The following is a 24693-nucleotide window of genomic DNA, read 5'->3' on the forward strand; positions in this document are numbered from 1 at the left end:
GGGTCCTGCCCGCGTGTCAGCGTTGGAGCGGAGGCGCGGGCAGCAAACTCATTTGAAGTATTTTGGGAAAAAGCCTTTCCTTGGACCCTTGCATATGATATCATATGCGAGGATGGATAGTATTCATGTACGGAAACTATACCATGACAGAAAAAAGACATATTGCTTTCCTGGTATGGCAATAAGCCAGCCGCTTATATCTTAACGGAACGAGACGGAGATGTCGGCGCCCTGAAAAGAGGAGGTCGATAGATTGAAGACAGGGTTTATTGGTGCAGGAAAGGTGGGGTGCAGCCTCGGCAGATATTTTACCGAAAAAGGCAGAGGTCTGGGCCTGAGCGTAGAAGGCTATTTCAGCCGCAGCGTCGAATCGGCGAAGGAAGCGGCACGTTTTACTGATTCAAAGCCATACGAAAGTATAGAAGGTTTGATCAAGCAGTGCGACGTTATCTTCCTGACGGTTCCTGACGGAAGCATTGGCAGTGTCTGGCAACAGGTACGCCGGTGCGATATAAATGGAAAGACGATATGTCACTGTAGTGGTGCGATGTCTGCTCAAGATGCGTTCGAGGGCATAGAGGAGACGGGAGCTTTTGGATATTCAGTCCATCCGCTGTTCGCAGTAAGCGATAAATATAACGCTTACAGAGAACTGACGGGTGTTTTTTTTACTCTTGAAGGAGATGGCGCCAGCGAGAAGGCGCCGGGACAGGGGAGACACGGAACTTTTCATGAGCTGCAGAAGATCCTGGAGATCATGGGGAACCCTACTTATGTTATAGACAGCAGGGACAAGACTATGTATCATTGCGCGGCGGCTGTCGCCAGCAATCTGGTATGCGGTCTCATCGATCAGAGTGTGGCGATGATGCGCAGATGTGGATTTTCCGAAAAGGATGCGGTGAAGGCACTGGCACCTATATTGACAGGCAACATGGCGCATGTAGCCGCTGATGGACCTGCAGCCAGTCTCACAGGTCCTATAGAGAGAAACGATGTGACGACTGTAAAAAAACACCTGGGATGTTTGAGGGATGATGAACTGGAAGTATACAGACTGCTGAGCCGCAGGCTGGTGGGAATGGCACAGAGCCGTCACCCTGAGAGAGATTACGGGGAAATGTCTCTGCTGCTGGACGCAGGAAAGGAAGAAGAACGATGAAGAACACGGTTGCGAGTTTGCTGAAGATGAAGGAAGATGGACAGAAGATCTCAATGCTGACATGTTATGATTATTCTACAGCTAAATTGATGGAGGAGTCAGGGATAAATATGATCCTTGTGGGAGATTCCCTGGGCAACACGATGTTGGGATATAAAGATACTCTGTCGGTGACTATGGAGGATATGATACACCATGGCGCGGCAGTGGTGAGAGGAGTGAAGGATACGTTCGTGGTGGTGGACATGCCTTTCATGTCATACCAGCCGTCCGTATACGACGCGGTAGTCAACGCCGGAAGACTGATAAAGGAAACGGGAGCCAATGCCGTCAAGCTGGAAGGCGGAGCGGCCGTGAAGGAGCATATAAAAGCCATAACTGACGCGGGGATACCGGTAGTCGCCCACATAGGGATGACGCCTCAGTCGGTCAACGCTTTTGGCGGTTTTAAAGTTCAGGGGAAAAGCCATGAAGCGGCAGCGCAGATCCTCCAGGATGCTTATGACGTTCAGGAGGCAGGGGCCTTTTCCGTGGTGCTGGAATGCGTCCCTGCAAAGCTGGCGGCCCTCATCAGCGAGAAGCTGATGATACCGACAATAGGCATAGGAGCCGGTGATGGCTGCGATGGCCAGGTGCTGGTATGGCAGGACATGTTGGGACTGTTTTCCGATTATGTGCCTAAGTTCGTCAAACATTTCGCCAATGTGGGAGATATCATGGTGGGAGCCTTCAGGGATTACGACAGAGAGGTGAAGGAAGGAGCCTTCCCGACAGAAGCCCATGGATTCAAGATAGATGAAGATATTATAGAGAAGCTGAGAGGAAAGTAAGATGATAACGGCCACTACCATAGAAGAAGCCAGAAAGACAATAAAGAAATGGAAGGCGGAGGGACTTACGGTGGGGTTGGTGCCTACTATGGGAGCCCTCCACGACGGTCATGCGTCGCTGGTGACAGCTGCTGTTTCGGATTGCGACAGAGTCGTGACATCTGTATTCGTCAATCCGACTCAGTTTGGAGAAGGCGAGGACCTGGAAAGCTATCCGCGGGATTTTGAGAGAGACTGCAAGATACTCGAGGAAAAGGGCTGCCACATGGTGTTTCATCCTTCTGTGCAGGAGATGTACCCTGATGGCTATGGGACCTATGTGAATCTGGAATCAGAAATGACGAAGCAGCTTTGCGGAAGGAGCAGGCCCGGTCATTTCCGCGGTGTCTGTACTGTGGTCAGCAAGCTGTTCAACATAACGACTCCCGACAGAGCATACTTCGGGCAAAAGGATGCTCAACAGCTGGCAGTCATCCGCCGGATGGTAAAGGATATGGATTTCGATATAGAGATCGTGGGATGCCCTACCGTACGTGAGAAGGATGGGTTGGCTAAGTCCAGCCGTAACTCATATCTCAATGATGAGGAAAGACAAGCTGCTGCCGTCCTTTACCGTTCGATAGAAAAAGCGAAGGAGCTGGCGGCAGCCGGCGCATCGGGGACGTCGGAAGCCAGTGCTGCGGATCCCCATTCCATAGCTGCTGCAGATCTGCTTAAGACAATGACCGACGTGGTCTCATCCGAACCTATGGCCAGGATAGACTATATCGAAGCGGTAGACGGCCATACACTTATGCCTAAGGAATATCTCGCCCCCGGCGACCTGGTAGCTATGGCTGTATATATAGGGGATACGAGGTTGATAGATAATTTCACGATCTGATGAAAAACATGACCGGAAGGAATTTGCCAAATAGGCATCTATGAAGAATGTTTATTGGCATAAATCCCTGTTTTTGCATTAATGGCTGAAGGCGATATGCCAAATGCGGTTTCTGGAGAAGCCTGATTGGCATAAATTCGGAACAGAGACCTGAAAAAATGCCAATGCAATGTATTTGAAGCGGTTCATTAGGCATATCGCTTTTGCCGAAGAGCTGTTCAGAAGGGATTTATGCCAATTTTGATTAATTTTTTTCGCGTTTTAGGCACAGCGACTTAAAAAGAGGAGGCAATGCACGAAATAAAAACCATATATTGACATAAAATGATTTAAATGGTAAAATATCATATATTTATACGAATGATCCTGTGATGGGATAACGGCGTTCTTTATTTCGCTGCTATGTTATAAAGCGATGATCGCTGCGGGGACTGAAAAAAAGGGGGATATCATGGGAGGTAATGCAGATATGAGAAACAGGGGAATGTTGGCTGCAGGACTTGAAGCGGAGCTGAGGAAAAACCGGATGCGCCTTGAAAGACTGCGGGATGAGTATAACAGATTGCCGGAGGGGGATATATTTATCGTCAATAAAGGAAAACAGTGCAGCTATTATTTTTACAAGGATAAGAAAACGAGATCACTGAGAAAAAACGACGAGATGACGGGGAAGCTCATACGGAAGCGGGTGTTGACCAATACTATCACAGCACTGAGCATCTATTGCGCTACATTGGAAAAAGCTGACTGTCAGTTTAGAAAAGCGCTTGAGAAGACAGGGAAAGGCAGGGCTGTCAAAACCTTGGCCAGGATAGGTGAACTGCCTGACCGTGACCGGTATATCCTTTCGCCGGGTGAATACGCGTGGAAATATGAAGATTATCCGAAGAACGGATACAGGCGCGAAATGCTGCGATATAAAACGGAAAAAGGGATCAGAGTCAGATCCAAGTCGGAAAAGCTCATAGGGGATAAGCTGGAAAAGCATGGGATCGTTTACAGATATGAAGCCCGGCTGACTATCGATGGACAGGATCTTTATCCTGACTTCATGATAATGTCAAGAGATGGAAAGATCGTGGTGTGGGAGCATTTTGGGCTGATGGACAACAGCGATTATTTCTTCAGAGCCTGCAGGAAAATCGAATATTACAGGAGAGCAGGGTTCACACAGCATACAAATCTCATATGCACATACGAAGAAGATGTGGAGGACGGGGCGATACTGGATGGAATAATCGAAAGGTTTGAGCTGACCATTTGAAAAAGCCGCTGCTGCGTCCGGATTTGACGGCCGGTCGCAGCAGCGGCTTTTTTGAAAATCTGAAACAGTGATCCGGGATCAGGCCTATTCCACTTCGACGGTCCAACCCATGTCGTCTTCGATGGTACCAGTCTGGATACCGTAAAGAGTATCGTAGAGCTCCTGAGCGATAGGGCCGATACCACCGCCGTTTATTACCATCGTCTCGCCTTTGTAACAGAGCTCGCCGACCGGTGAGATGACGGCTGCCGTGCCGGACGCGAACATTTCCTTGAAGTTGCCTTTCTTGTAGGCGTCTACTACTTCGTCGATGGTAAGTCGCCTTTCGACAATGTTCATGCCCTTCTTCCTGAGAAGCGCGATAACGGAATCTCTGGTGATACCAGGCAGGATGGTGCCGTCCAGCGGAGCGGTGACGATCTCATCGCCGATAACGAAGAACGCATTGGAAGTACCGATCTCTTCGACGTATTTCCTTTCGACGCCGTCAAGCCACAGGATCTGCTCGTATCCCTTTTCGTGGGCTTCTTCCTGGGCCTTGAGGCTGGCTGCGTAGTTCCCTCCGCACTTGGCTTCACCTGTTCCGCCATCGGTAGCCCTTACATACTTGTCTTCGACATAGATCTTAGTAGGGGTCAGGCCACCTTCATAGTAAGGGCCTACAGGGCTCAGTATTATTATGAATTTATAATGTCTGGAACGGCGAACACCAAGGAACGGTTCGTCTGCGATGATGAAAGGCCTTATATAGAGAGACGTGCCTTCCTTTTGCGGGATCCAGTCGGCGTCCACCTTTACCAGCGCTTTGATGGCGTCCACATAGAGCTCCTCGTCTATCTGAGGTATGCAGAGTCTGTCATTGGTCCTGTTGGTCCTCTTGGCATTCATGTCAGGCCTGAAAAGCTGTATCTTTCCGGCAGGAGTCTTGTAGGCCTTGAGGCCTTCGAACATTTCCTGAGCATAGTGGAAACATACGGCTGCGGGATCCAGCGAAAGAGGCCCGTAAGGAACGATACGTCCGTCGTGCCAGCCCTTGCCGTCCTCGTAATCCATGATGAACATGTGGTCCGTAAAGTCAGTACCGAATCTCAATGTTTCAGGATCCGGCTTCGCCTTCGGATCAGGGTTTTTTGTGATTGGAAAATTGTATTTCATGGCGTTCTCCTTTATATGATGATAAAAATTTTTGTCGTTTGTTATATGCCTTTATTTTACAACAAAATATACGTGAAGTCCAATAATACAACAATAAATATACCACTAAACTTGTTGATGTTCAACAATAAAAATAAAAAAATATTATAAAATATAACAAAAACAATAAAAGCGGCGATATTTCCCTCCATTTCGTTAAATGTACATAAAAGGACGATATAATAAACGAGTTATGAGCGAAAGAGGAAAGAACAGAAGCATCTTCAGGCAGGTGCTCTTTGCGTTGATAAAATTAGCAATAATAGGGATGATACTTGTGATAGGCATCAACTTCTATGTCATAAAGGCTACGGAAGGTCAGATAGGAGCGGTGTTCGATTCTCCTGAAGACTCGGCTACGGAAGAGGAGGTATCAGAGCTTTCTGCCATAGAGCCGGAATGCATAATGGTACTGGGAGCTTCGGTCACTGCTGACGGCCGGCCCAGCTCTATCCTGAGGGACAGGCTGGATACGGCCATAGATCTGTATAATAAAGGCGTAGCCCCTAAGCTGCTGCTGTCGGGAGATAATGGGCAGATGGTGTATAACGAAGTACAGGGAATGAAGAATTACGCGCTGGAAGCAGGCGTGGCCGAAGAAGATATATTCATGGATCACGCAGGATTTTCCACATACGAATCGGTGTACAGAGCCAAGTACATTTTCGGAGTGGACAGTATGGTGGTGGTCACCCAGACATATCACCTTTACAGAGCGTTATACGGATGTAATCGATTTGGGATAGAAGCGGCGGGTGCCGCCGCTGACCAGAACAGCTATGGAGGGCAGGAACGGCGGGAGATAAGAGAAGTGCTGGCTCGCGATAAGGATTTTGTGAAATGGATATTCAAGCCCGAGCCGACGTTCCTGGGAGATAAGATACCTATCTCGGAATAGCGCGGGCAAAGATGGAGTAAAGGAGATATGCGACGGATATGGGAACGAAAGACAGCGTCAAAAGGAGCACCTGTGAAAGGGACAGGAGCATGAGCGGCAGAGGACGAGTGGCGCTGGTCAGGTGTGACAGCTACGACAGCCAGCAGGTGGAACGAGCTGTGTCAAAGGCTATCGAGCTGCTGGGAGGTCTGGAAGAGATCCTTTCTTCGGGAGAAGACCCGCTGACGAAAGCAAGTTCCATAGTCCTCAAGCCTAATATGCTGGCAAAGACAGACCCGGATAAGGCATGTACCACACATCCTGCCGTATTTGGCGCAGTTGGGAGACTTCTGAGGGAAAGCGGCTTCGATGATCTGAGATACGGGGATTCACCAGGGAATCCCATGATAAAAGTGGGATCGGTGGCAGAAGGCTGTGGTATCAAAGCTGTTGCTGACGATCTTGGCATCCCTCTGGGGCAATTCGAAAGCGGTACCCAGGTGGAATTCCCTGACGGGAGAGTGGCTGACAGCTTCGTGTTGTGTGATGAGATAATAAACGCTGACGCGGTGATAAATATCTGTAAGATGAAGACTCATCAGCTGGAACGGATAACAGGGGCAGTCAAGAACACTTTCGGCTGTGTCTTCGGTATCAACAAAGGTGCTTCCCATGCCAGGTTCGCTACGGCGGAAGTGTTTGCCAAGATGACGGCGGATCTGAACAATCTTGTGAAGCCCAGGCTCCATATAATGGATGGCGTGACAGCTATGGAGGGAAATGGCCCGAGATCCGGCAGCCCCAAAGCGATGAATGTCATCATGGCGGCGACCGACCCGGTAGCGATGGACGCGGTGTTTTGTCATTTGGTCCATCTGAGGCCGGAATTGGTACCCACTAACGTCAGCGGTATGGAGCAGGGTGTCGGCACGTGGAAAGAGCTGTGTGTCGTGACAGAGGACGGCACGATCACAGCAGAGGAAGCGTCGGCGATCTACGGAGATAAGGATTTCAATGTGCAGCGGGGAACGGAATACAGAGGAGCGCTCAGGCCTGTCAGGTTCCTGGCTCCATTGCTTGAGAAGAAGCCTGTCGTCAGGCAGGAGCGCTGTATAGGGTGCGGCGTGTGTGCAAGCGTATGCCCTGTGGAAGGAAAAGCGATCCGCATCGAAGAAGGGGCAGGGAAGGGTCGCGGCAGCGTGGCGGTCTACGATTACGACAAGTGTATAAAATGCTACTGCTGCCAGGAAATGTGCCCTGAGGAGGCTATCACAGTCAGGAAATCGCTGCTGGCCAGGATAGCCGACAGGAAATGGAGAATATGAGGCGCGGCGGCGTGACGGAGCATATACATAATACAGGTTACGGATACGAATTGATATCCATAGCCTGTATTTTTTGTGATGTGGGGAAATATCCACGGGATAAATATCCACGGGGATGCTTTCCCCTGTTATGCGGAGGTGTGAAGATGATATATCTTGATAACGGAGCTACATCCTTTCCGAAACCGCCTGAGGTGACGGAAGCCATCGTGACCGCGGTTACGGATTACTGCGCGAATCCCGGCAGAGCAGGGCATGCCATGGCAGCCAGGACAGCCGAAGGAGTGTTCCGGGCAAGGGATTCCATAGCTGAGCTTTTTTCCATAGAAGATCCGGCAAGGATAGTATTCACGAAGAACTGCACGGAATCGCTGAATCTGGCTCTCAAAGGGCTGCTGAGGCCGGGAGATCACGTGATAACCACGTCTATGGAACACAATTCTGTGATACGGCCGTTGCATCAGCTGAGCTGCAAAGGCGTCAGTTACACGATGGTCGGATGCGATATGCAGGGACGGCTCCATGTAGATGAGATGAAAAAAGCTATCAGGCCGGAGACGCGGATGATAGTCATGACGGCAGCATCCAATGTGACAGGGACAAAGATGCCACTGGAGGAAGCGGGCCGTGTAGCGCTGAGGCATGGTCTGATATTTTTGGTAGATGGAGCTCAGGGCGCGGGGCATATGGAGATCGACGTGAAGAAACAACACATAGATGTATTGGCGGTTCCCGGGCATAAAGGATTGTTGGGGCCTCAGGGGACAGGGGCTCTTTATGTGAGGAAGGGACTGAAGCTGCGGCCATTGATGGAGGGCGGTACGGGGACCCGCTCCAGAGAGCGGGAACAGCCGATGGAGTTTCCTGAAGGATATGAAGCAGGGACTGTAAACAGCCCGGGGATCATCGCTCTGGGTGAAGGCGCGCGTGTAGTACAGCGCATGGGTATCAGCGCTATAGAAGAGTATGAAAGACACTTGACTGAGCGGCTGGGGAAAGCCCTTGCCGGGGTGGACGGCGTCAGCATTTATGGGCCGGAAGATGCGGGGGAGAAGACAGCGGTGGTGGCCATCAATATCGATGGGATGGATTGCGAGGAGGTCGCCGATATCCTCGACAGGAGGTATGGGATCGCGGTGCGGGCCGGGTTCCACTGCAGCGGATGCGCTCACGATACCATAGGGACGGGCGATATAGGCTGTGTCAGGATATGTCCCGGGATCTACACGACGGAGAATGAGATAGATGCGGCAGTGGCGGCCATAAAGGAGATAAGCTCACAGGCGATGGAGCAAAGCCGCTGTCAGACCGGGGCGCCGGAGGATAACGTCGGAAGCTGAAGGATGCGGGAAAGCGCGGGAAGGAAGTGGTAAATAAGGGGTTCATATTGTGCCGGGCGCTAAAGCCATGATATAATAGAAAATCAAAGGAGGTGCCGCGATGTCTGAGGGACAGGGTGTTTATGAAGGGCGAAAAGGCCAGAAGCGTCTCAGAGCCATAGAAAAGCAGATAGTCAGCGTGAGGGAGGAATTTGACAACAGATATGCCGACAGCCCTGAGATGAAATATCTCAGCAGCCAGATACAATGGGTAGGAACGGCCGGTCTGATCTTTATCATGGCTCAGCGAGATGTGAACTTCAAGTGGAACGGACTGATGGATTACGGATTCATCAGACTCTGTAAAAGATGGCTGGAAGAGCATGGGCTGCAGTCCGTGACATCAGAGGAGACAGCCGATATGATGAGAGATATACTGCCGGAGGAAATGTGCTCGGAGCTGAGCGACGAGCTGGCTGCGCTGGAAATCGTGTAACAGCGCCTTCATTGGGAGGATGCCATGAGATTTGATTTGACTGTAGATAAAAAGGCTGAAGCGTCGATCGACGATAGGCTGTGTATGAACTGTGGAAAGTGTGGGGAAATATGTCCGACTGGAGCTATCGACGAGTATCGCAGGACGGTCTGCCGGTTGTTTCCAAGAGGGAGTTGGCGTGGAGCGAGCGCTGCAGTAGGCGGGGAATCCGCCGTGTCATTCAGGGAAGCCAGAAGAATGGCTGTTGAGACAGGCTGCAGGGAGAGCTGTCCGCTGGGCATCGTCCCTCAGGCGATAGCATCTCTGGTGAAGTCCGGGGATGTGGAAAGCGCGAGGGAGATGATAGAAGAGAAAAACCCTATGCCGTGGGTCTGTGCGTCGCTCTGTGAAAACCCGTGCGGCGATCAGTGCGCGCGAGGAAGACTGATAGATGAGCCTCTCAACATGAGAGGGCTGGAGGGGTATGTTCTCAACAGCGTCGGGGAAACAATGCCGAAGCACGTAAGGCGTTTTGACAGCGAAGTAGCCATCATAGGAGGCGGCCCGGCCGGGTTGGCGGCAGCCTTCCGGCTTTCCGGAGCAGGATACGGTGTAACAGTGTTCGAAAAGGATGGAAGCCCAGGTGGCGCTCTCAGATGGGGAGTGCCGGATTTCAGGCTCAGCAGAGAAAAGCTGACGGCAGAGACCGGGCGTATCGCTGCCGCCGGTGTGGAGATAAGATGCGGATATGAGATAGGACGGGATCATACGCTGGAAGATCTTCGCGGCCAGGGATTCGCGGCCTGCCTGATAGCTGTCGGAGCCTCGGAAGGAATGACACCGCAGATACCTGGTGGAGACGCACAGGGGATATATGACGCGGTGAGGGTGATGCGTCAGATCAACGGCGGTGAGGACGAAGGAATCCAGCTGGGCGAACGTATCGCGGTCATCGGACGCGGGCGTCTGGTGGTAAATACGGCAAGACTCTTGAGGAGAATGGGGAAAATCGTCACTTGTGCTGTGGTGGAAAGTGATGATGAGCCGGAAATGAGTGAAGGAAGCTTCCAGGCCATGGTCGGAGAAGGTATAGATCTGAGAACCGGAGCTGTCGCTAAGCAGATAATAAGCGAAGGCGGCCAAGTCAAGGCGGTGGAACTGGTAAAAGCCGGATATACCATGGACGGCAATGGAATGAGAAAGCTGCAGATAATCAAAGGAAGCGAGACCAATCTGTTCTGTGATACGGTGATATTTGCTGACGGGCGCAGATGCGCCGCGTCGGAGCTGGGGAACATGGAGACTCATCCGGGAGGCAGAGTGCGGGTCGATGGGAGATACAGGACTAACAAGGATATGATCTTTGCGTGCGGAGACGCTATCGGCCAGTGTGGGTCGGTAGCGGAGGCGATGGCGTCCGGAAAAGCTGCCGCTGCGGAGATAGACAGGACCCTCAGAGAAAACTTTTTCCCGAAGAGAAAAACGGCAGTGAAGAACGCTCCGGACAGCGCCATCATATATGCGGAAAATGTAAGGGATATGATCCCTCAGACAGAGGATGCGGTGACGGATGAGGACAGGATAAACGGCACCGTTGATCATACAGAAGATATCATGCCGTTGCTTCGGGCAGCGGGGATAGGAAAAGAGCTAGAGAGGTTTTCTCAGCTGGATGAGGACGGAAGACCTAAGAGAAAGATAGCGGTCATAGGAGGCGGCATCGCGGGGATGACCGCGGCTCTGGATCTGGCCGGAGAGGGGTATGCTCCGACTATATTGGAAAAGGAGCATGCTCTGGGCGGCAGCTATCGGTGGCTGGCGTCCTGCAAACGTGTGGATAAAGAGCTTCTGGACAGGGAAACGAAAAAGATAAGCGATGCCGGCATCGATGTGGTATATGGAGTTGCGGCAGGAGCCTTCCCCAACATCAAGGGACTGTTTTCCATGGGATATGAAGCGGTGCTTTTCGCCATCGGTGAGAGCACCGGCAGGAGACCTCCGATGAAAAATGTCCGTTGCCGCGGAGTTTTTGAGATAGTCTCGCTGATGGGAAAGCTGCTCGACAATGAACGAGTTGCTGACGTGGGCAAGCAGGTCATCGTCGCCGGATACGATGAGCTTGCTTTCGATACAGCTAGGCTTTTAAAGCAGTTTTGTCAGCAGGTCACGGTGTTGTCGCCTATGAGCAAGGGAAAGCTGAAAGCAAGCGTGGCGTCTGTGGCGGCAGCCCTCGATGAAGGTGTCCACCTGGTAACAGGGGCTGAGCCGGTGGAGATAGAAGCTCAGAACGGCAGGCTTACAGGTGTGAAGTGCAGGATAAAGGAAAAGAACATGATGCTGGATATAACGTGCGATACGCTGGTGCTGGGAGGGACGCAGAGCCCTGACACGGCGGCTGTCGCCGCTGCTAATCCTGATCTGGATATGGATGACAGAGGTTATATCCAGACAGATGATAAATTGATCACCAGCATCTACGGAGTATTTGCGATAGGCGATTTTGATATGACGTCTGTGGAAGCGGGTCACGCCGGTGCGGCCGCTGTCAAAACGTTCATGGAATCGGGAGAATTCAGGGCGGTGGGAAAGCTCAGGGAAGCGGAAGCCCCTCTCACCGGCGCGTCGGTGAAGTATGAGATATTCGAAGGGCGAGGAGCCGCCGGAAACGGACAGATGGAGGTGGGCAGGAGACCTTTGGATAAGTACAGAGCTGAAGCGGAAGCGTCCAGGTGCATGGAATGCGGTTACTGCGGGGAAACGGCCGGACGTTGTATAGGGTGCGGCGTGTGCGCGGAAGTATGCCCTGTAAGGGCGATCACCTTTAAGGCTGTAGCAACGGCGGGAGAAGAGGAGGTTCGGTCATGACGGTTTTTGAGAGAGAAGTTACCATAGTTGGGGCAGGACCTTCCGGAGCGCTGTGCGCCGCTTATCTGGCCAAAGCCGGAATAGATGTACTGCTGCTGGAAAGAGATATATTTCCACGGGAAAAGGCGTGCGGAGACGTGTTGAGAGAAGGCTTCGTCAGTCATGTTGAAGCGTTGGGGATAGCAGGAGATCTGGACGCCATGAGTACGTGCGTCAGGAGATTGAAGCTCATCAGTGACGATGGCCATACCACCACGATCCCTTTCGAATGCTACTGCGCTCCCAGACGAGATGTGGACAGTCTTCTGGTCGATACGGCCATATCACTGGGGGCTGAAGTGAAGCAGGGCTGTACTGTGACTGACGTGCTGACAGAGCAGGGGATAGTCAGAGGTGTGAAGGCCGTATACAGAGGCGAAGAGATATCTGTCAGAAGTAGGCTGACCATAGGCGCTGACGGAGCGTTTTCGACGCTGGCCGCAGCTGCGGGTGTCGTGAAAGAGGAGGTGGGCAGCATGTGGATAGGCAGACGCGCCTATTTCACGGGTGTCAGGCTGGACCGGGCGTTGGCGAAGGGCCAGTATGACGCCTATGGTGTCATAGGCTTTTCTTCGCTGTTGGGAACAGGATATTTCTGGATCATCCCCGTGGGAAAAGAAGGTGTCCGGCATGGGATATGCAATGTTGGGATGCTGATAAATGGAAGAGAGGAATACGAGAGCGTCGACATAGAACGGTGCTTCAGCCGATGGCTGGAAAGCCGTCCTGAGATGGCCGCCATGTTTGAAGGCGCTTCAATCATCAGCCCGTGGCAGGGAGGAAGGATAAGCGATATGAGCTGCGGAATACATAAAGCGGGCCATGGATTCATGGTCATCGGCGATGCGGCAGCCCTGATGACCCCACTCTCCCACGACGGACTTTCTCCGGCCGCAGACTCAGCTAAGGCTGCTGCTGAGGCGGCGACAGACGCGCTGGCGGCAGGTGATTTTTCACAGAACATGCTGATATCGTCATATGGGAAGCATTTCAGAACAAAAGGCGAGAAGGCTCTTTCCGAGGAAATGAAGGAAAAGCGGCTGCTTATGGAATCTATGCGGGATCCGGGCACTATGAACAGGATCGTGGAACTGTTGGAGTCGGATCAGGTATTCAGGAGAAAACATTTGAAATAAGAGATAGCCGGATGAAGCCGGCACGGGAAAATGAGGGGCTGTCGCACAGCTGACCAAATCAGGTCAGCTGTGCGACAGCCCCTCATTTCATAGAAAAGAACAGTTTACGTTTGAGATATATGCTGAATGTTTGTGAATGTATTGCAAAATAAAAAACAGATTGACACAATTGGGGGGTGAGATAATAAAACTGATTACAATTCGTACAAAAATTCTATAATGAATTCTTGTGAGGAGAGAAGAAAGGAAGTAAGACAATGCAAGCAAAACGAAAATTGTTGACTGCCCTGCTTACACTCTGTATGGTACTCATGCTCGTTCCAACGGCAGCACTGGCGTATGGGGAAGGGCAGCATATGTCAGTAAAGACGGGAGGTTTTGTAGATGAGGATGAGTGCGGGTGTTTTGAGATTGATGGGATCACATATGCGCCTTTGAGTGAAAGTACAGTTGCGGTTGTAAATCCTAAACAACATCCCGTAGTTTCTGGAGCCGAATCTCCTTATGACGGGGAAATCATTATTCCTTCAACTGTTACAAGTGACGGTAAAACATATACCGTTACCATGATCTACAACAATGCTTTTGACAGGTCGCCTTATGCAGGGGGAACAGTAACAAAAATCACATTGCCGGATACTATAACCGAGATAGGAGATTCAGCATTTCGCAATGCTACGCAGCTTGAAGCTCTAAACATTCCGGATAGCGTGACTGCGATCGGTAGTAATGCATTTTCTAATTGTCAGAACCTTAAGGAACTTATGATCCCCGCAAGTGTGACTGATGGAGTAAAAGAGGCGTTGACCTCTTCTGTCAGCAGCGGTTATCCAAATGCAAAGGATGTTGTTTTTGCCGATGGCTCGCCGTATTCGAATGAAGATGGGGTACTTTATAAAGGGACAACGCTCGAAGTCCTTCTTGATAAAGAAAAAGATTCTGTTGCTGTTAAACCAGGGACAGAAACAATAGGTGAAAGTGCATTTCGGAACGCAAGTGTATCGACTGTGACGATGCCGGATAGTGTGACGGAGATTGGTGAGTATGCTTTTTATAGCTCCTCTGTAGTTAATGTTGATTTGTCAAAAAATGTTAAGACTATTGGTAAGTCAGTTTTCGCTCGTTCCGATGTTTCAGCTATAGATCTTTCCAATGTAACGACGATTGGTGAGTATGCATTTCAGGGATGCGACTCTCTTAATTCCGTTGAACTTTCTTCCGAATTAACATCGATAGGAGAATGGGCTTTTGAAGAAACGTCCATTGAAAAAGTAATTATTCCGGGCAATGTAAAAAACATATCGGCTGGAGCTTTTAGCGAAGTAGAAACATTAAGAACGATCATTATCGCAGGCAGTGTTGAAAGTATTGGGGAGTATGCTTTTTCTGGATTAGCAAACCGTACTGAGAATACGACAATGATTTTTCTTGGAAACGAACCGCCTGAAATGGATGATAACGCATTCGGATCAGGAGAAAAACTTGAAGACCTCATAGTAGTTGTTCCTGAAAGCGCCGAAGAAAATTATAAAGAAAACAATGTTTTAGGAAGCTATATTCCTGAAACACCTACTGATGATACTCCGGAGTTCAGATTTGCTCTTTCCGTTCCGGAAATAGCCAGTGTAAATAATGGCACGAAGTCAGATATAGAAATGAGCGCTACGATTCCTGTCGGTGCGGTGCTTAATGCCGTAAGTAGCGATGAAGAAGTGGCTACCGCAAAAATAACTGATGAAGGGAAGCTGCAAGTGACAGGGGTTAGTGAAGGAACAGCTCATATCACAGTAACTATGACATTGAGCGGAACAGAGTTGATGAGCGATACAGTTAAGGTTACTATCGAGCATGTACACGACATGGTAAAAACGGAGGCAAAGGATGCTGATTGTACCAATGAGGGGAATATCGCATACTGGCATTGTGAAAGCTGCGGCAAGTATTTTGCAGATGAAAGTGGTACAAATGAAATAACATTAGAAAAAACTGTTGTCCCGGTTAAGGAACATAATTATGAAAATGGAATATGTACAGTATGTGGAGATAAAGATCCAAATTATGTTCCTCCTGTAGATCCACAGAAGCCGCAGAAAGATACAAATGCTGCAACAGGCGATGACAGCAACATTGCTCTTTTGGCAGGTCTCTTAGTACTTGCGGCAGCCGTAGCAGCAGGGACTGTTGTTTACGGGAGAAAGAGAAGAGAACAATAGTCTGTTGTACTAATTCAAAAGAGAATGCGCTTTTTTGGCTGTATAGTTTTGGGTAATCAAAGTTTCTTGAGGCCTCTTCCAAAGAAGGCGACAGCAAAGTCCTGTTATCGCTTCATCAGAAATGCCAATAACAGAGGATTTTGCTTATCAATGGGCATAATTCCCTTTGTATTTCAAGCTCTTGCGATGGCGAAATAATAAAAAGTCAGTTCCAGCATATTGTTTTAGGCATATTTCGGACAGGTGACCGCTGATTTTATGCCAAAAGGGCGAGTATTTTATTGATTTTAGGCATTTTGCATTGTCTGCGAACATCATTTGACCGTGATTTATGCCTATTGAGCATTGATAACAGACTCATTTTAGCAATTCTGCCGTGGCAGATCCTTAGGAGCAGTGCGTGCATCGGATGGAATGGATTTTAAAAAGCGCTCTGGGCTGATCCGGTCTTTCTCAAAAGGATTCGAAGCCTGTCACTTGTGATAGGCTTCGTTTTTCATTATCTTGAAAGCGCGGTATATCTGCTCCAGCAGTATGACCCGCATCATCTGATGAGGGAAGGTCATGGCTGAGAAGGAAAGCTTCAGGTCAGCTCTGGCGCTGACTTCCCGGGACAGCCCCAGGGATCCGCCGATGACGAAAAGGACGCTGCTCTTTCCGGAGATCGTCAGCTTTTCCATGTGCTCTGCCAGCTTTTCCGAGGAAAAGGACTTGCCGTTGATTTCCAACGACACCACATAATCGGAAGGGCGTATCTTTTCCAGTATGTCCCGGCCTTCAGCTGCCTTGACGGCCTCTTCGTCGGCTGCCGAAGGATTGGCCCGCAGTGGGCTTTCTCTGATTTCAGTGATGTTGAGGCGGCAGAATCTCCCCAATCGCTTGGAGTATTCGTCAATGGCGTCACGCCAGTATTTTTCCTTGAGTTTTCCAACTGCCAGTACGGTTATATTCACATCACACCTCGTATATGTAGCTCATGCAGTCTCTCATGGCGATACCCAGCTTCAGCTGGCCGCCGGGGATTATATTTTTTTCCATCAGAGTATTTTTGACAGTCAGCATCGCTACCGCCGGATCGTTGTTCTCGTGGCTCAGATGCCCCAGCAGTATCTGACGCGGTTTGTCTATGGTCCTGGTCAGCCTGCACAGGCACTCTCCCGCAGAGACGTTGGACAGATGTCCCTTATCTCCAAGTATCCTGTGCTTCAGATGGTACGGATATCTGCTCATCAGCAGTATTTCCTTTTCGTGGTTTGCCTCCAGCAGCAGCAGATCGGCGCCCACGATCTCGTCGAATATAGCTTCGGTGATGCAGCCTACGTCGGTGACAATGCTTATCTGTCTGTCTTCGCAGTATATGGAAAAGCCCACCGGGTCAGCCGCGTCATGAGGGATGGAGAAGGGACGTATCATGAAATCGTCTATGTAAAAGTCCTCTCCGGTTTGGAAAAAACGCTGCTGCTGAGGCGGCACCGGTTTCTTTATGCCTTCCCATGTAGCTTCGTTGGCGTATATGGAGATCCCGGGAAGTTTTTTGGCAAGTACCGAGACACTCTTGACGTGGTCTATATGCTCATGGGTGATGAGCAGTGACTTCACGTGGCTCTCGGGCGTGTCAGTAGCCGTCAGACCCTCCAATATCTTTTTCCCGGATATTCCCGCGTCTACCAACAGGGCTGAGCGCTGGTTCTTTATCAGGTAACAGTTGCCGCTGCTTCCGCTGGCAAGTGAACAGAATTTCAATGGCATATATCTTCAAGTCTCCTTTACCATATTAAGATACTCCAATGGACGAAAAAAGTCAATTTATACTACATATGGATATTCAGAAGGATGTGGACAGCAGACGACTCATGTGATAAATTCTATAGAGAAAAGCGAAAAGAGACAGGAAAAAGGAGATGCGGCTCAATGAAAAACGACAGGATACTGAGGATATATACGGATGGCGGTTGCGCCGGTAACCAGAGCGATGAAAACCTGGGAGGCTGGGGCGCTATCATGGAATTCGCCGATGCCAGCAAGGAATTGTATGGGAGCTGTCCCAATACCACCAACAACAGGATGGAGATGACTGCCCTGCTGGAGGCTTTCAAGGCTATCAGGAAGGATGGCCAGCAGATACAGGTCTTTTCTGACAGCAGCTATCTCATGGACTGCTTCCGCAAGAAGTGGTACGCCGGATGGCAGAAAAACGGATGGCTGACAGCGTCTAAGAAGCCTGTGGAGAATCAGGATCTGTGGAAACAATTGCTTCCCTATATAAAGAAGCACGATATATCCTTCTTTCGTGTCAAGGGCCATGTGAATCTGAACAGCAAATCCGTGAATCTGGATAAGCTGTACGAAAAATTCGTTCAGTGGAACGGCGCGGAATTTTCATACGATGATTTCATCTATGTGACGGAAAAGAACAACAGGGCTGATGAGCTGGCAAACATGGGGATAGATCAGCTGCGTTGAATTTCCCGGTAAATGATCTTAATAAAAACCTTCGCGGATGTATATGCTTACTATGTGGAAGATATCGCTTCGTGGGATCTGCCGGATGTCGGAAAGGTCTGCGGTGACAGAAGATACCTGCTGACGAAGTGCTGCTTCCGGCGGATGATAAAGCCATCGGCTTCGTTCTCTGCGGAGGTTTTTTTGATGAGAAAATTTCTTCTTTTGGAAAATATAGTCGCGACTGCTTCCGGCGGTAAGGAGCGGGCAACGTCGCAGGAGCGCCCCGGCCTTGCTCCGGCCGGGAGGCGGGGCGTGACACAGGCATCGCTGTCGGCGCTGATATCGATGTTGATGATGGCTGCGATGCTGTTTGCCATGGTTGTCGTATCGGCTGCGACGTCATGTTATGCCGGTGAAGCGGCGATAACGATATCGTCAGACAGGCAGACTGTGATCTCGCCGGGAGAGGCGGCTGACGCTGTGTACATAAGCTGGAAAGGCGAAAAAGACGGGCCGTCCTTCCTTCGGGTGAGTCAGAGCCGGGAAAGCCTGCCGAGAAGCCAGGCAATTGAAGGACGCCGTGAGAGGGTCTTGGGCGGCGCTTATTTCAGATACACAGCGCAGCTGAAGGGACTGGAGCCGGGGGAGACCTATTATTATGAAATAGGAGACGGGATGGTGTTCGATAAACCTTCTTCTTTTCGTACGCCTCAGGAATCAGGAGAAGGTACTTTCCTGTATCTGGGTGATGTGCAGTTTGATATTTCAATAGATGAATACCGGCGATGGGGTGAAGATATGGAAGATATACGGGCCCGTCATCCCGATCTGGATTGTGCCGTCATAGGCGGAGACATGGTCAATGTGCCGTGGCGATTGGAGCAGTGGAACGGATTCCTGGAAAACTGCGATGTTTTCTCGTCGCTGCCGCTGATGACAGTCCCGGGGAATCACGAGGGCGTGAAAGGGAATATCACTTACAGAAAGATGTTCCCTGCGCCGGATAACGGTCCGTTTATGTCCGGTCTGTCCGGAGAAGCTGCGTCAGCGGGGAATTTCTATTATTTCGACTGGGGATATTGCCGTTTTATCATGACCGACAGTTCCTTTCTGACAGACGCGAGAATGGAGAGCCTGGGACCGGAGGCGTGGGCGCGGGCGGAAAAAAAGGTGGAAGAGTGGCTGGCGGAAGCCTTGGAGGGGAGCGACAAAACGTGGAATATCGTTGTTACCCATCATCCTCCTTACGGGATGCATGATAAGGCCACTGTTTCTCCGGAGCTGAGAAAGCTGTGGGTGCCGATAATGGAGGAATACGGAGCTGATCTGGTGCTATGTGGTCATCAGCACATGTATATGAGGACGGAGCGCATAAACGGCATACTTTACGTGATGGGCAATTCAGGGCAGCGGAAGAGCGGTTTTTTCAACGGCAGTGATGTGCCGCGCTACAGCGCCTCCGTCTACGGCGAAGGGATGAGTTATCAGATAATAAAGGCAGGATGGAAGGAGCTGCGGATAACAGCATACAATGAAAAAGGCCTCATCGTCGATGAGGCTCTGCTTGAAAAAAATATTTTCTTACATATTCTCGAATTTTTTGGTAGCCACTAGATAATCGTTTAGCGTACCCAGGTGGACGTAGTAATAGGAATATCTGTCTTCCTTCTTTACCTGCAGCAGGCCGGCATCTTTGAGCTTCTTCACATGCTGTGAGATGGTAGCCTGAGAGTAGTCGAAATGACCCACCAGATCCTTGTTACAGATGCGCTCGCGTTTCTTGTTGGCTTCCATGATGTATCTGAATATCTTTATTCTGGCGGGATGCGCCAGAGCGTCTGAAATCTTTGCTATAAGCAGGATATCCCCTTCCTGCATTTCGTCGATTTCCTTCCTCAATCTCATATACTGTTACTTCTCCTGTTTGATATATTTCACTTAGTCAACAATACTAGTATACTTATGAGGAAAAACTCTGTCAATATTTGATTTTTGTTGACATCGGCAACTTTGTAGGTTTGTCAAACATATGTTACACCGTCATTTAAAAAATTAAGCAAGGTCTGTCTGGGAGAGAGCCATCCAAGAGGTCTCATGGGAAAGTCGTTGTATCGCCTGTTATGGACTTTGAGTTGTCTGCTGAAATCTTCGAATGAATAGAAGCGATGAGCTGCATAAAAGTACTCATTGTCTTTCCTGTGGGAGCGTTCTACTTTGCCGTTATGTCTGGGGGTGAAGGGCTTGATTTTACGATGTTGAATGTCAAGGTCTTTCAATTTTTTCTCAAACATCGTGAGATCATTGTCTGCCTTGCTGTTACCAAAACGTTTTGTGAACTCAAATCCATTATCCGTCTGGACGCATTGGACTTTGAAGGGGAAGGCTTTCAGCATATGCTCCAGAAATACTGCAGATGAATAAGTGGATGCTTCCTGAAAGGCTTCTACATAACGGAACCGCGAGAACTCGTCGATAGCGGTATACTGGTAGAATTTTTCTCCTTTCACATCGCCGACCATGCAGGAAGAAGGTACGTGCTTCACGTCGATCTGCACACGCTGACCGGGGTACAGCATCTGTTCATAAGGCTTAGGAGTGTATTTCGGGTTTGGAAGCTTTTGAGGAGCCATATCAAGCCTTTTGAGGACACGCCAAAGACCTGTGATGGAGCGTGAATAACCGCGCTGTGTAAGCTTAACCCAAAAGACGACCAGACCTGTGTGAGGGTTCCTCCTGCGCATATCCCGGATAAGTTTGAGCTCTTCGGGAGTATGCTGGTTGGGATGGGAATGAGGACGTCTGGAACGATCGCGCAGGGAATCCCAGGAGCCATCGTAGCGAGCTTTCCAACGATAGATATACTGACGGTTAGTCTTGTATTTGATAGCTGCTTTGGTGACTCCATAACGTTCAGCGTATTTAATAAGTGATAGACGGTATCTCATATCCTGTGTTATACTTGCCATGCGAGGATGCTCCTTTATGTATTTTTGTTTTGTGGTGATTCAAATATAACACAAAGTGAACCTATCCTCGCTTTTTATTTATTCACTTGTAACATATGTATTGTAATCCTACATGATTTTTGTTGACATCGGCAACTTTTTATTGATATCGTCGGCTGTCGATGGCGGCAAAGCCTTTCTCCAGGTCGGCGATAATATCGGCGATATGTTCCGTCCCGATCGAGAGGCGCACGGTATTCGGTTTTATGCCTTGTGCTTCCAGCTCTTCCTCAGTACACTGGCTATGTGTCGTAGTCGCAGGGTGTATCACAAGGGACTTCATATCGGCTACATTTGCCAGCAGCGAGAACAGCTGCAGAGCATCGATGAAATCCTTGGTATCCTGAAGATCACCTTTTATGTCGAAGGTGAAGATCGAGCCGCCTCCGTCAGGGAAATACTTGTTATACAGCCTTCTTTGAGATTCACTGTTTGATACCGACGGATGGTGTACGGCTTCTACCTGAGGATGGCTCTTGAGAAAATCGATGACGGCCAGCGCGTTGGATACGTGACGTTCTACCCGAAGAGACAGGGTCTCCAGCCCTTGCAGGAACATGAACGCGTGGAAGGGAGAGATCGCCGCTCCGGTATCTCTCAGCAGTACAGCCCGGACCCTGGTGACGAAGGCCGCGCTGCCGGCTGCTTCGGTGAACCTGATGCCATGATAGCCTGGGTCGGGTTCTGAAAGAGTTGGGAATTTTCCCGGGATATCCCAATCGAACGAACCTCCGTCAACGATGACTCCGCCCAGCGATGTGCCGTGGCCGCCAATGAACTTAGTGGCCGAGTGGATGACGATGTCGGCGCCATATTCGAAAGGCCTTACAAGGTATGGCGTGGCGAAGGTGTTGTCTATGATGAGAGGTATGCCGTGGGAATGGGCTATATCCGCCAGTTTTCTGATGTCGGTCACATCAGAATGAGGATTGCCTAAAGTTTCGGCAAACAGAAGCTTTGTTTCATCTTTGATGGCTCTTTCCACAGCGTCAAAATCAGAGATATCGACAAAGGTGGTGGATATCCCGTATTGTGGCAGCGTGTTGGCCAGTAGATTGTACGTGCCGCCGTATATGTTGCCTGCGGAGACTATGTGATCTCCGTTGCAGGCGATGTTCTGGAAAGAATATGAAAGAGCTGCCGCTCCTGAGGCCACAGCCAGCGCAGCGGCGCCGCCTTCCAGTACAGCCATTCTTTTTTCGAAAACTTCCTGGGTGGGATTTGTCAGGCGGCCGTATATGTTTCCGGGTTCGCGCAGTCCGAACCTGGCGGCTGCATGGTCACAGTCGTCGAATACAAAAGAAGTCGTCTGATATATGGGAACGGCTCTGGCGCCTGTGGATGGGTCAGGGGTTTCCTGACCTGAATGCAGCTGGAGTGTCTCGAAGCGATAACTTTTCATGATCTATATACATCCCCTTTCTGATTACCTATTGAATAGATAGGTATATGAATGATACCATCTCGACTTGTTCCAGTCAATACAGTTGGCGGAAAATTTACGGCTGGTGAGAAATCGTGTGGTACGGCCGGAGCTGCGACATCCGGCATGCAGACGTTGAGACGTTGGCATCGTCATGGCTGACGGTCATTTGTATCCTGCTTCGGAAGGGAAATGTTGCCGTTGGCAAGGTCTTCCAGCGTAATCCCCTCCAGGTATTTGTCGACTATCCTGTCAAGTTCCCGCCATACGGGAAGAGTCGGGCAGTCATCGGCTCTGTCACATTGGATCGATCCGGGTTTCAGACAGGCTACGGGAGCCAGAGACCCTTCTGTAAGTTTCAGTATACTTCCTATAGTATACGATGAAGGCTCAGCAGAAAGCTTGTAACCGCCGCCTTTGCCTCGGAGGCCGATCACCATTCTGTTTTTTACGAGAACCTTGATTATGGATTCCAGATATTTTTCAGAAATGTTCTGATCACACGCTATATCCTTGAGAGGGATATATTTACCACTGTCATCTGATGCCAGTGCGACCATTACCCGCAGCGCGTAGCGGCCTTTTGTGGATATCATCATAAGGTCAACCTCCTTTCATTGATTTATCGCGCGAAGCACGATGTCCGGATGCCCCGGAGCTGTTTACGGGCGGCGCGGAAGGGCGTACCCTGTCATCGGGCTCCTGCTTCATAGTCATATTATACACATAAGGGACACCTTTAAAAAGCAAAAAGTGTAAAACAATGCATATTGACAATAGGCGTTGCCTTAGAGTGACAGCGTTGTATCGATGAGATTACGCTTTGCAGGCTTCGAACAGTAAAAAAGAGCCGTCGCAGGCTCTCTTTTACTGTCGTTATCATTATTATCATTTACTAGGAGGTGTAATCCTAAAATTGAGAAGGGGCTGCTGTGTTTTAGGGATTGAGAAGAAGAAGTGTTTATTTTTTTTAAAGCAAGCCCCTTCTGTAATTTTGCTCAGCAATGTATTTTCTTGCTGTGGCTATATAGTAGCAAGAAAATATGCTGTTTTTAGGGTGCTATTGTGAAGACTTGTTGAAAAAAACATGTCAGATCAATGACATATCGCGTTTCCAGCTTAGTATACGCCTGACGGATGCATCCAGTCTTTCCTCCGAGATGACGCCGTTTTTTACAGCTTCGATGACAACATTGTATTGGGACGCATAGTCGCCGGTACAGAGGAGATCATTGCCGGCGAGGATGGCGGTCACGGCGCTGCTGGTGGTCGGTGAAAATGACGAGACGGCGCCCATGGAAAGGTCGTCAGTCACGATGACGCCGTCGAAGCCCATGTCGTAGCGCAGCAGTCGGTGTACGGCCGGTGAGAGGGATGCCGGAAGATCTTCATCCAGAGCTGATACGATGTTATGGGAAACGAGGACAGCAGGAGCCCCGGCCTTGATCCCCGCGGCAAAAGGCAGCAAATCGCTTTGCTCCAGCTGCTCTATCGTCCTGTCGTCGACAGCCGCGCCTTTGTGAGTGTCTTTCGAATTACCGTAGCCGGGAAAATGCTTGAGGCAGCAGCCCATGTTATCTGCGAGACAGGCCCTGACCACTTTTGCCGCGTATTCTGATGTGGCTTCGGCATCCAGACCGATACTCCTGGAATACATGAAGTCGTCAGAGTCGGTGGAAATGTCGCATACGGGCGCCAGATTCAAGTCTATGCCTATTTCTGAAAGAAGGGCGTTTTTTTCGTGGACATCGGCGATGACAGCGTCCATGCCGCCCTGGGCAAAGAGCTGGCGAGGCGATTTGAACGGTTCGCTTCGGAAAGCGGGTGAGGAGCTGACTCTGTTAACTGTGCCTCCTTCCTCGTCCACAGCTATGATAGGCGTGATCTCGCAGGCGGCGTCGATATCGTCCAGCGCCGCCTTTAAGGAAGGTTTGTCGCTGTCTGTAAAGCTGGGCTGGAACAGCAGTACGCTGCCCAGGTTATACTGAGTCACTGTTTCAGGTGACGGAGTGCCGCTGTAAAAGCATCCCATGAACATTTGGCCGGCTTTTTCCTCCAAGGTCATATCATCCAGCAGCGCTTCTATGTGAGGGTCGCGCCGGGCATTGATGATTTCCGTCAGCGTCAGCTGTTGGCGGGTACCGGTAATGCTGAGGGCTGCCAGAACAGCGCCGCATAATATCAAGATACAGAATGATGTCGTGAGGATCCTTCGTTTCATATCTATCCTTTTCTCCT

At 50.0% G+C, this 24693-nt stretch carries 21 protein-coding genes; 13 read left to right on the forward strand and 8 right to left on the reverse strand.

Annotated elements, in window-relative coordinates; genetic code table 11:
• Positions 1 to 253 precede the first annotated feature (253 nt).
• The 4 genes from ACQY69_RS09400 to ACQY69_RS09415 all read left to right on the forward strand — a co-directional run bounded on the left by ACQY69_RS09400 (position 254) and on the right by ACQY69_RS09415 (position 4139).
• The gene (locus tag ACQY69_RS09400) at positions 254 to 1162 is read left to right on the forward strand and encodes a Rossmann-like and DUF2520 domain-containing protein (protein ID WP_428260269.1); all 909 of its coding nucleotides are present in this window, start codon (positions 254 to 256) and stop codon (positions 1160 to 1162) included.
• The gene (gene panB / locus ACQY69_RS09405; RefSeq protein WP_428260270.1) at positions 1159 to 1992 is read left to right on the forward strand and encodes a 3-methyl-2-oxobutanoate hydroxymethyltransferase; all 834 of its coding nucleotides are present in this window, start codon (positions 1159 to 1161) and stop codon (positions 1990 to 1992) included. The genes ACQY69_RS09400 and panB overlap by 4 nt, the downstream gene beginning before the upstream one ends.
• 1 nt (position 1993) lies before the next feature.
• Positions 1994 to 2875 carry a pantoate--beta-alanine ligase gene (panC, locus tag ACQY69_RS09410; RefSeq protein ID WP_428260271.1) on the forward strand — a complete coding sequence of 294 codons (882 nt, stop codon included), beginning with the start codon at positions 1994 to 1996 and terminating at the stop codon, positions 2873 to 2875.
• A 451-nt stretch (positions 2876 to 3326) separates the two neighbouring features.
• The gene (locus tag ACQY69_RS09415) at positions 3327 to 4139 is read left to right on the forward strand and encodes a hypothetical protein (RefSeq protein ID WP_428260272.1); all 813 of its coding nucleotides are present in this window, start codon (positions 3327 to 3329) and stop codon (positions 4137 to 4139) included.
• An 84-nt stretch (positions 4140 to 4223) separates the two neighbouring features.
• Here the strand turns inward: ACQY69_RS09415 and ACQY69_RS09420 are convergent, their stop codons facing one another.
• Positions 4224 to 5294: a branched-chain amino acid aminotransferase gene (locus ACQY69_RS09420; protein WP_428260273.1), complete on the reverse strand. Its 1071-nt coding sequence runs from the start codon at positions 5292 to 5294 to the stop codon at positions 4224 to 4226.
• A 283-nt stretch (positions 5295 to 5577) separates the two neighbouring features.
• Here ACQY69_RS09420 and ACQY69_RS09425 point away from each other — a divergent pair, with 283 nt between their 5' ends.
• The 7 genes from ACQY69_RS09425 (at position 5578) to ACQY69_RS09455 (ending at position 15582) form a co-directional block, all read left to right on the forward strand.
• Positions 5578 to 6231, forward strand: a complete 654-nt coding sequence (locus ACQY69_RS09425) for a SanA/YdcF family protein (protein ID WP_428260274.1) — start codon at positions 5578 to 5580, stop codon at positions 6229 to 6231.
• Positions 6232 to 6269: 38 nt separating this feature from the next.
• Complete coding sequence (locus ACQY69_RS09430) at positions 6270 to 7535, forward strand: DUF362 domain-containing protein (protein WP_428260275.1); 1266 nt, start codon at positions 6270 to 6272, stop codon at positions 7533 to 7535.
• 146 nt (positions 7536 to 7681) lie between these two features.
• Positions 7682 to 8875 (forward strand): aminotransferase class V-fold PLP-dependent enzyme, encoded by a 1194-nt coding sequence (locus ACQY69_RS09435; protein WP_428260276.1) that lies wholly within the window; start codon positions 7682 to 7684, stop codon positions 8873 to 8875.
• 100 nt (positions 8876 to 8975) lie between these two features.
• The gene (locus ACQY69_RS09440; protein WP_428260277.1) at positions 8976 to 9350 is read left to right on the forward strand and encodes a hypothetical protein; all 375 of its coding nucleotides are present in this window, start codon (positions 8976 to 8978) and stop codon (positions 9348 to 9350) included.
• A gap of 24 nt (positions 9351 to 9374) precedes the next feature.
• Positions 9375 to 12194, forward strand: a complete 2820-nt coding sequence (locus ACQY69_RS09445) for an FAD-dependent oxidoreductase (protein ID WP_428260278.1) — start codon at positions 9375 to 9377, stop codon at positions 12192 to 12194.
• Positions 12191 to 13369: an NAD(P)/FAD-dependent oxidoreductase gene (locus ACQY69_RS09450; protein WP_428260279.1), complete on the forward strand. Its 1179-nt coding sequence runs from the start codon at positions 12191 to 12193 to the stop codon at positions 13367 to 13369. Before ACQY69_RS09445 ends, ACQY69_RS09450 begins: the two co-directional genes overlap by 4 nt.
• 257 nt (positions 13370 to 13626) lie before the next feature.
• Complete coding sequence (locus ACQY69_RS09455; RefSeq protein ID WP_428260280.1) at positions 13627 to 15582, forward strand: leucine-rich repeat protein; 1956 nt, start codon at positions 13627 to 13629, stop codon at positions 15580 to 15582.
• Positions 15583 to 16055: 473 nt separating this feature from the next.
• Here ACQY69_RS09455 and rlmH read toward each other — a convergent pair whose 3' ends face one another.
• Complete coding sequence (gene rlmH / locus ACQY69_RS09460) at positions 16056 to 16535, reverse strand: 23S rRNA (pseudouridine(1915)-N(3))-methyltransferase RlmH (RefSeq protein WP_428260281.1); 480 nt, start codon at positions 16533 to 16535, stop codon at positions 16056 to 16058.
• 1 nt (position 16536) lies between these two features.
• On the reverse strand, positions 16537 to 17331 hold the full coding sequence (locus ACQY69_RS09465; protein ID WP_428260282.1) for an MBL fold metallo-hydrolase: 795 nt from the start codon (positions 17329 to 17331) through the stop codon (positions 16537 to 16539).
• 162 nt (positions 17332 to 17493) lie between these two features.
• On the opposite strand from ACQY69_RS09465, the gene ACQY69_RS09470 reads away from it, so the two are divergent.
• Both ACQY69_RS09470 and ACQY69_RS09475 read left to right on the forward strand, forming a co-directional pair.
• A complete protein-coding gene (locus ACQY69_RS09470; RefSeq protein WP_428260283.1) occupies positions 17494 to 18045 on the forward strand; it encodes a ribonuclease H family protein in 552 nt (183 codons plus the stop codon).
• Between the two features lie 186 nt (positions 18046 to 18231).
• The gene (locus tag ACQY69_RS09475) at positions 18232 to 19641 is read left to right on the forward strand and encodes a metallophosphoesterase (protein WP_428260284.1); all 1410 of its coding nucleotides are present in this window, start codon (positions 18232 to 18234) and stop codon (positions 19639 to 19641) included.
• Here ACQY69_RS09475 and ACQY69_RS09480 read toward each other — a convergent pair.
• The 5 genes from ACQY69_RS09480 to ACQY69_RS09500 form a co-directional block, all read right to left on the reverse strand.
• Positions 19609 to 19932: an ArsR/SmtB family transcription factor gene (locus ACQY69_RS09480; RefSeq protein WP_428260285.1), complete on the reverse strand. Its 324-nt coding sequence runs from the start codon at positions 19930 to 19932 to the stop codon at positions 19609 to 19611. The two genes, ACQY69_RS09475 and ACQY69_RS09480, sit on opposite strands and share 33 nt — an antisense overlap.
• 116 nt (positions 19933 to 20048) lie before the next feature.
• Positions 20049 to 20993: a DDE-type integrase/transposase/recombinase gene (locus ACQY69_RS09485; protein ID WP_428260286.1), complete on the reverse strand. Its 945-nt coding sequence runs from the start codon at positions 20991 to 20993 to the stop codon at positions 20049 to 20051.
• Between the two features lie 139 nt (positions 20994 to 21132).
• Complete coding sequence (locus ACQY69_RS09490) at positions 21133 to 22434, reverse strand: O-acetylhomoserine aminocarboxypropyltransferase/cysteine synthase family protein (protein ID WP_428260287.1); 1302 nt, start codon at positions 22432 to 22434, stop codon at positions 21133 to 21135.
• A 173-nt stretch (positions 22435 to 22607) separates the two neighbouring features.
• Positions 22608 to 23054 carry an RrF2 family transcriptional regulator gene (locus ACQY69_RS09495; protein ID WP_428260288.1) on the reverse strand — a complete coding sequence of 149 codons (447 nt, stop codon included), beginning with the start codon at positions 23052 to 23054 and terminating at the stop codon, positions 22608 to 22610.
• Between the two features lie 491 nt (positions 23055 to 23545).
• A complete protein-coding gene (locus ACQY69_RS09500; RefSeq protein WP_428260289.1) occupies positions 23546 to 24676 on the reverse strand; it encodes a glycoside hydrolase family 3 protein in 1131 nt (376 codons plus the stop codon).
• Positions 24677 to 24693: the final 17 nt, after the last annotated feature.

The organism is Gallibacter sp. Marseille-QA0791, assembly GCF_965119705.1.
Taxonomy (GTDB): Bacteria; Bacillota; Clostridia; order Peptostreptococcales; family Anaerovoracaceae; genus Lentihominibacter; species Lentihominibacter excrementipullorum.